Source organism: Anaerosolibacter sp., assembly GCF_029240175.1.
In the GTDB taxonomy this organism is placed as follows: Bacteria; Bacillota; Clostridia; order Peptostreptococcales; family Thermotaleaceae; genus Anaerosolibacter.
Genome location: NZ_JARBTM010000020.1, coordinates 76941 through 83664 on the forward strand (window position 1 = coordinate 76941; position 6724 = coordinate 83664).

Sequence of the window (6724 nt, forward strand, 5' to 3'; positions counted from 1 at the left end):
TTTCATCTATTTTTATTTTCATTATACTATATTTTCAACAAAAAAAGACCCCCAACATCTACAGGGTCTTCTTGTGTATCATGTAAAATTATTGTGGAATCGGTGCGTCTACAGGACATACATTGGCACAAGCACCACATTCAATACACCCATCTTCATCGATTACGTAAATTGTATCTCCTGCACTGATTACATCTACTGGACATTCTGGTTCACACGCACCACAGCTGATACATGCATCTGTAATAACATATGACATCTCTGTTCACCTCCATTTCAAGTCAGCTATTTTATCTACTAGAGTATTTCCCATTCTAGAATTCTTTATAACAGATTATGACAATTCTTAATCCTCCAAATGTTTAAACTCTGCTAATATGACTTCTTCTTTTTCTTCTTTCTTGCAGCAGCCTCCGCCACCACAGCCCATTCTGTTTACAGCCTGTTTATCATATACCAGCACTTCATCACTAAGCTTATCCGGCTTTCCTTCCTTACCCTCTTGAAGGATTGTCCGAACCTTCACACATTCCAAAAGAACGTTATTCTCAATCACAATACCCACGCCATCCGGTGTCGTTACTTTCTCCCCCACCTCAGGTAAATTATCTCTCAAGCCCTGATACATTTCATGCTCATACTTCAAGCAGCACATCAAACGGCCACAAATTCCTGAGATTTTGGTTGGATTCAAGGATAAGCTCTGCTCCTTGGCCATCTTGATGGACACAGGCTCAAAATCTCCCAGCCATGTGGCACAACACAAGGACCTTCCGCATGGTCCCATGCCTCCAATCATCTTGGCCTCATCCCGTACACCAATCTGTCTTAATTCAATCCTGGTTTTGAAAATAGCTGCTAGATCCTTTACCAACTCTCTAAAGTCTACCCTGCCATCAGCCGTAAAGTAGAAAATTACTTTATTGTTATCAAAGGTATATTCCACATCAATGAGCTTCATATCCAACTGATGCTGCTCAACCTTTTCTATGCAAACCTGGAAAGCTTCCTTTTCTTTTACTGAATTTTGGTGGTGTTGGATTTCATCCTCCTCAGTGGCAATCCGTAGAACCTTTTTTAAGGGATGAATGATATCTTCCTCTTGAATTTCCTTGGGCCCTACCACTACCTCTCCGAACTCAATTCCTCGAGAAGTCTCCACAATTACATTTTGTCCTTTTTGTATCTCAATGGTATCTGGATCAAAATAATATATTTTCCCTGCTTTTTTAAACCTTATACCTACAACTGGAATCATCTTATACCTCCTGTATATTCAAAAGCAGTATTTCAATTGCCAACTGGAAATTTACGTTTGCTTTTATATCCCTCTTTGTTTTTTCTATTATTCCAATAATATGACTTATTTTCTCATATCCTATACGATTCAGGTGCTTTTGTAAATCATTTTTTTTATCCAAATTTATTAAAAAGGTATCTGTTCTTGTTTCCTTTAATATCAGTATATCTCGAAACCATACCAATATAAAGTCTAGAACTTCCTCCACATTTTCTTTATGCTTATCAAAAAAATCTACCAATCCAAACACCCGAAGTGGTTCTTTTTCTAAAACTGTATCAATCACACCTATAGTTTCTTCTCGAAGGGCATTAAATGCTTCCGACTCCTTTAGCTTGATTGCCTTTCCGATGATCCCATCGGAAAAAGCCGAGTACACCCTGGCATCGATCTGGTCCATAGCATACTTCTTCATGAGAAATCCTTCAATGCATGCCTGTCCTACTCGGTTGAACTTAAAAATCTGACAGCGTGACCGAATCGTTGGCAGAAAACTGCTGGCACTGGTTGTGATAAAGATGATGACTGCATAGGTTGGAGGCTCTTCCAAGGTCTTTAGGAGTCGATTCTGGGCACTCACTGTCATGAGATGGGCGTCCTTTATAATATATACCTTTTTATTACTTTCATATGGCTTTATCAAGATATCCTGCTGAAAGTCTTCAATCTGTTTGTTCTTGATGCTGGCTCCCTCTGGCTCGATCATTTGGATATCAGGATGATTGTTATGTTGAAATTTTACACAAGAAGAGCAAAGCTCACAAGCCGTTCCCTTACCTGCCTTACACATAAGGGCCTTGGCAAATGCCAAGGCTGTTAATCCTTTTCCGATTCCTTCAGGTCCATCAAATATATATGCATGGGCAACACGTTGGTGCAGAATTGCCGATTGCAATTGCTGAATCATTTTCTCTTGCCCTATGATTTCATCGAATCCCATGTACTTCCTCCATTACTTCTCTTCTGAATTCCCATGCTATAATTTTACAAACTGATCCACATCCAACACAAATACCGTTGCACCGCCAACCTGTACTTCAATGGGATAGGTCATAAATACCCCTGTTCCCCCCATCATAGGTGTTGGTGCAGGAGCAATTTCCTTTCTCGTCTCACAGGTATCTTTAATGATGCCAATCACAGCATCTACCTTCTCCTTCTCCACGCCAACCAGCAGGGTCGTGTTTCCAGACTTTAGAAACCCCCCTGTGGAAGCTAATTTCGTCACCCTATAGTTATCATCCATCAATTTCTGTACCAAATCCTGGACATCCTCATCATGAATGATCGCAATGATTAGTTTCATAAAAGCACTCCTTTCTATTAACCTCTACCCTCTAACAATTCTTCAATATACCTAACAATCTCTTCATGAACCTCTTGAATCGTCTTGCTGGCATCGATGCCTCGGATTCTCTGAGGATATAGTGTCTCGAGCTGCATATATCCTTCATATACCTGTTGATGGAAATCAAGTTTCTCCCGCTCTAGGCGATCTTCATTTCCTTGTTTAAACTTTCTTTGAATACCAATCTGTGGTGAAAGCTTAAATAAAAATGTAATATCGGGCATAATACCTTGAATTGCCACCTGATTGATTCCTTCTACCAATGCTACGCCTAGGTTTCTCCCTACCCCTTGATAAACAAGACTAGAGTCCACAAACCTGTCGCAAATAACAATCTTTCCAGACTCTACTGCAGGTTTAATAACCTCTGCCACGTGCTGGGCTCTCGATGCTGCGTACAATAAAGCCTCAGTTATATTATCCATTTCCACATGGTTTTTATCCAAAATGATCTCGCGAACCTTCTCGCCAATCCGTGTTCCCCCTGGTTCCCGGGTAGTAATCACCTCATACCCCTTCACCGTAAAATACTCTTTAATTCTTTTTATCTGGGTTGTTTTTCCTGATCCATCTGGACCCTCTACCGTAATAAATAAACCTCTCATGCAACACCTCTTTTCTTTATGCTAAAGCTCGATTATGTTAATTTTTTGTAAGGTCGTATCCTCTAACCCAATGATCTGTATCCCGTTCTTCTTTAAGGCCTTCGTATATTCAATCACTTCTGTTGTTAATTCTTCGCCTGGACAAAGGATAGGAATCCCTGGTGGATAAGGGATTATATACTCTCCACTTATTTTACCAGAACTGTCTGTAAAGTCTACTGTAGTTTTTTTCATGTAGATGGACTGCCGTGGTGTCAGCTTCATCTTTGGAAGCTGATAAGAGTATAGCGGTGTCTCTATGCGTTTATGGGCAATTCCCTTACCATCCTTTATGTTCAATAGCCCATGGGCTAATCGATCAAAATCATTACGCTCATTGCCAATGGTCGCCACAGCTAATGCGATATTTATATTGGCTAACTCCATCTGTATATGATACTTTGTACGAAGCAGCTCTTCAAGCACCGTTCCCTGAATTCCTAGGTTTATCATATCAATTAAGATTTTCGTTGGATCTACTGACTTGGCGCCATGGGCTTCTGCTTCTGTCTTTCCTAGGATCTTAATCTTTCCTGATTGTTCAACCTGACTTTTGAAAGCATCAATATGGCCTAGAAGATGGTTCATCAAAAACTTACCTTCTGATTCTGCTATAAATCGTGCCATATCCAAAGAAGCCATTAAAAGGTAGGATGGACTTGTGCTTTGCTGCATAGCCAGCATTACCTTTAAACGATGAATATCTATTCTTTCTGATCTCACATGAAGCATAGATGCCTGGGTAAATGCAGGCAGTGTTTTATGGGTGCTTTGGACTGCAATATCCGCCCCTGCCTCCAATGCTGAGATAGGCAAAAGTTCACTAAGATTAAAATGGGCCCCATGGGCTTCATCTACTAATAATATTTTATCATACTTATGGATGATTGTGGCAATTGCCTCAATATCTGAACATACCCCATAGTAATTTGGATATGTAATCAACACAGCCTTAGCCTCGGGGCATTCCTTTAAGGCCTTTTCCACAGCCTCTGGCCTTACCCCCATGGATATGCCCTTTTCTGCCCATACCTCTGGCTGAATATATATAGGGGTAATGTTTCCTAGTATTAAGCCATGAATCACAGATTTATGACAATCCCTTGGTACTATTACTTTATCCCCAGGATTGGCTACGGCCATCAGCATGGCGATAATCCCGCAGGAAGTTCCATCCACTAGAAAAAAAGTCTGGTCTGCTTTATAAAATTTTGCAGCTCTTTCTTGGGCTTCTCGAATCATTTCTTCCGGTGCATGGAGATTATCTGCACCTGGTATTTCTGTTATATCCATGGACAGCAGCTGTCCTGTAAAGTTTTTATAATTAAAGCGCTCATAAATTTTTCCACTTTTATGGCCCGGCACATGAAAGGATACCATGCCTTTTTTGCTATGCTTTAACAATTGATCTAAAATAATCGGCTGATCCATACAATCCCTCCTGTTATGCATATCTTCTATATCTACAGGTCTTTTTCCTTTAAAATTCCCCTAGACATTGATAGATCCTATCAAAAATGCATCTAACGATGCCATCTGAGGGGAACCTAGTTCCCCTTCGACGGCTGCTAAGCAGCCTGAGCACCCCTCTGACTACGGCATGGGAATACTTCCCCTGCACCCCTGCTTTTTGATTTAATAGGAAAGTAGAACTTTCCTATTAAATCAAAAACAATACAAAGCCATCAACCATTGGCTGATAGCTTTGTGTTGTTACATTGCTGCTAAAAACTCTCTCCACATCTTTTTCATTAAGATGCTGTATATCCCATATTTTTTATCTTCCATATTTATATTGGCAATTTCTCTTTCACAGGCCTCACATATGTACCCGCCCAGTATTTCAATATATTGTGTAGTATGCTGAGAACACATAGAACATTCTGCGGCTTCATGTTTCACCCTACTCACCAGCCTTTATTATTTTCCAAGATTATTGCCTCTTCCCTACTATTTTATTCGCCTGCGGCATGTCACGTTATACTTTTTTTCATGCATGATTTTTCATTTTTTTGTCGTAGGCACAATATATAGATTCGTTATACGACAAATTGTACAAGATATTGGATTTGTGGTGGGCAAAAGAAAACCCATGTCATTTTATGACATGGGTTGTTATACACTATTGTTCCCCTCGGACAGACTGTATTGCTCTTAGAAGCTCTTCACTAGGCTCTATGATAAACCGATATTGATCGCCGCTGCGGGTGAATTCTCCTACATACCACTGGTGGTGATTGATTCCTGTAACAAATTTATAGATTTTTACACTTTCCTTTTTTCCTTTGCTGCTTATTTCACTATAGGGATAAAAAGCTTCAAGCTCCCATAACTTCAGATTAAGAAACAGGTGATTTGCCCTTCCAAAAACTCTCTCCATAATCAGGTCATCATCTATGAGCTTGTAATTATAATAGGCAATATGTCTGTATATGATAAGCACACACCCGCCGACTGCTATAAGAAGGGATATAATCCCTGCCACAGAGGCGATTGTAGGGCTAATCCTAGAGAATAGCTTTACGGTTATATCCATAATAAAGGCTGTAGCAAAGATCATAATTAGTACCTTCCAAAATGAAAGCTTCTTCTGCTGTATTGTCTGTCTAATCATAGGCCCCATTTATTAATCCATCCTTTTATTTCACTTAGTATTGTCATACAACTACTATCATATCATTTCAACTTTTCTTTATCAATCATAATATAAATGATCTACCTTTGAATTTGATGCCTACCCTTTGGTGTCATTCTGAGTGCAACGAAGAATCTGATGTAAAAACACTTGTCCTTTGAGATCCTTCGCTCCACTCAGGATGACAGCTACTCTCAGCTACCCCAATAAAAAATGCCTTCTTCATCGAAAGCACTTAATTGATAGCATTTATAAATTATATCATTGTAAATAATTACTATTTTGCGAGCCTTATGTACTCCCGCTCAAAATAGTCGTCATGTTGATAGGATGCAGTGGCAAGCCTAACAGCCTTCTTGCTTGGCTTTAGATCCTTCATTGCATCATTAAGCAAATAGGCTTGAAGATATCCTATTGGTATACAAAGGGTCACTAGAAACATTACCTTAATAAGCATATCACGATCAGTCTCCTCTTCTCGGGTTATACTTGTTTAATTCTATGTCCCTTTGGTTTTTCCTTCTTATTTTTTTTAGTTATTTTGTCCTATTTTATTGAAATTTAGAGGTTTGTGTCTAATTTTTATAAGCAATATACATCATATTGTGCATCATGATTTTTACATCACTATATATATACGACAAATTTCTATCCAAATGTAAAAAACTCAGAAGAAATTTCTTCTGAGTTTTTTCTTTTAACCAGCGACGACCTACTCTCCCAAGGGGCTACCCCCTAAGTACCATCAGCGCTGAAGGGCTTAACTTCTGTGTTCGGTATGGGAACAGGTGTGACCC

General features: G+C 39.4%; 9 protein-coding genes and 1 rRNA gene. All 10 read right to left on the reverse strand.

The features are described 5' to 3' along the window. Nucleotides 1-88: 88 nt before the first annotated feature. The gene (locus K0R93_RS14810) at nucleotides 89-259 is read right to left on the reverse strand and encodes a 4Fe-4S binding protein (protein ID WP_300302824.1); all 171 of its coding nucleotides are present in this window, start codon (nucleotides 257-259) and stop codon (nucleotides 89-91) included. 87 nt (nucleotides 260-346) lie between these two features. After that, nucleotides 347-1258 carry a PSP1 domain-containing protein gene (locus K0R93_RS14815; protein WP_300302826.1) on the reverse strand — a complete coding sequence of 304 codons (912 nt, stop codon included), beginning with the start codon at nucleotides 1256-1258 and terminating at the stop codon, nucleotides 347-349. 1 nt (nucleotide 1259) lies between these two features. Then, a complete protein-coding gene (gene holB / locus K0R93_RS14820; RefSeq protein WP_300302828.1) occupies nucleotides 1260-2240 on the reverse strand; it encodes a DNA polymerase III subunit delta' in 981 nt (326 codons plus the stop codon). A 36-nt stretch (nucleotides 2241-2276) separates the two neighbouring features. After that, nucleotides 2277-2606: a cyclic-di-AMP receptor gene (locus K0R93_RS14825; protein WP_300302830.1), complete on the reverse strand. Its 330-nt coding sequence runs from the start codon at nucleotides 2604-2606 to the stop codon at nucleotides 2277-2279. A gap of 17 nt (nucleotides 2607-2623) precedes the next feature. After that, nucleotides 2624-3253 carry a dTMP kinase gene (gene tmk / locus K0R93_RS14830; RefSeq protein WP_300302832.1) on the reverse strand — a complete coding sequence of 210 codons (630 nt, stop codon included), beginning with the start codon at nucleotides 3251-3253 and terminating at the stop codon, nucleotides 2624-2626. 21 nt (nucleotides 3254-3274) lie between these two features. After that, on the reverse strand, nucleotides 3275-4723 hold the full coding sequence (locus K0R93_RS14835) for an aminotransferase class I/II-fold pyridoxal phosphate-dependent enzyme (RefSeq protein WP_300302834.1): 1449 nt from the start codon (nucleotides 4721-4723) through the stop codon (nucleotides 3275-3277). 282 nt (nucleotides 4724-5005) lie between these two features. Continuing rightward, on the reverse strand, nucleotides 5006-5194 hold the full coding sequence (locus tag K0R93_RS14840) for a sigma factor G inhibitor Gin (RefSeq protein WP_300302836.1): 189 nt from the start codon (nucleotides 5192-5194) through the stop codon (nucleotides 5006-5008). A gap of 220 nt (nucleotides 5195-5414) precedes the next feature. Further along, the gene (locus K0R93_RS14845; RefSeq protein ID WP_300302838.1) at nucleotides 5415-5915 is read right to left on the reverse strand and encodes a hypothetical protein; all 501 of its coding nucleotides are present in this window, start codon (nucleotides 5913-5915) and stop codon (nucleotides 5415-5417) included. A 289-nt stretch (nucleotides 5916-6204) separates the two neighbouring features. After that, nucleotides 6205-6384, reverse strand: coding sequence for a hypothetical protein (locus K0R93_RS14850; RefSeq protein WP_300302839.1), 180 nt, complete (start codon nucleotides 6382-6384; stop codon nucleotides 6205-6207). Between the two features lie 242 nt (nucleotides 6385-6626). Continuing rightward, a 5S ribosomal RNA gene (gene rrf, locus K0R93_RS14855) occupies nucleotides 6627-6724 on the reverse strand; the annotation flags it as partial.

Coding starts and splice junctions, on each gene's coding strand:
- K0R93_RS14810 (WP_300302824.1), bottom strand. CDS start 259: ATGTCATATGTTATTACAGATGCATGTATCAGCTGTGGTGCGTGTGAA.
- K0R93_RS14815 (WP_300302826.1), bottom strand. CDS start 1,258: ATGATTCCAGTTGTAGGTATAAGGTTTAAAAAAGCAGGGAAAATATAT.
- holB (WP_300302828.1), bottom strand. CDS start 2,240: ATGGGATTCGATGAAATCATAGGGCAAGAGAAAATGATTCAGCAATTG.
- K0R93_RS14825 (WP_300302830.1), bottom strand. CDS start 2,606: ATGAAACTAATCATTGCGATCATTCATGATGAGGATGTCCAGGATTTG.
- tmk (WP_300302832.1), bottom strand. CDS start 3,253: ATGAGAGGTTTATTTATTACGGTAGAGGGTCCAGATGGATCAGGAAAA.
- K0R93_RS14835 (WP_300302834.1), bottom strand. CDS start 4,723: ATGGATCAGCCGATTATTTTAGATCAATTGTTAAAGCATAGCAAAAAA.
- K0R93_RS14845 (WP_300302838.1), bottom strand. CDS start 5,915: ATGGGGCCTATGATTAGACAGACAATACAGCAGAAGAAGCTTTCATTT.
- K0R93_RS14850 (WP_300302839.1), bottom strand. CDS start 6,384: ATGCTTATTAAGGTAATGTTTCTAGTGACCCTTTGTATACCAATAGGA.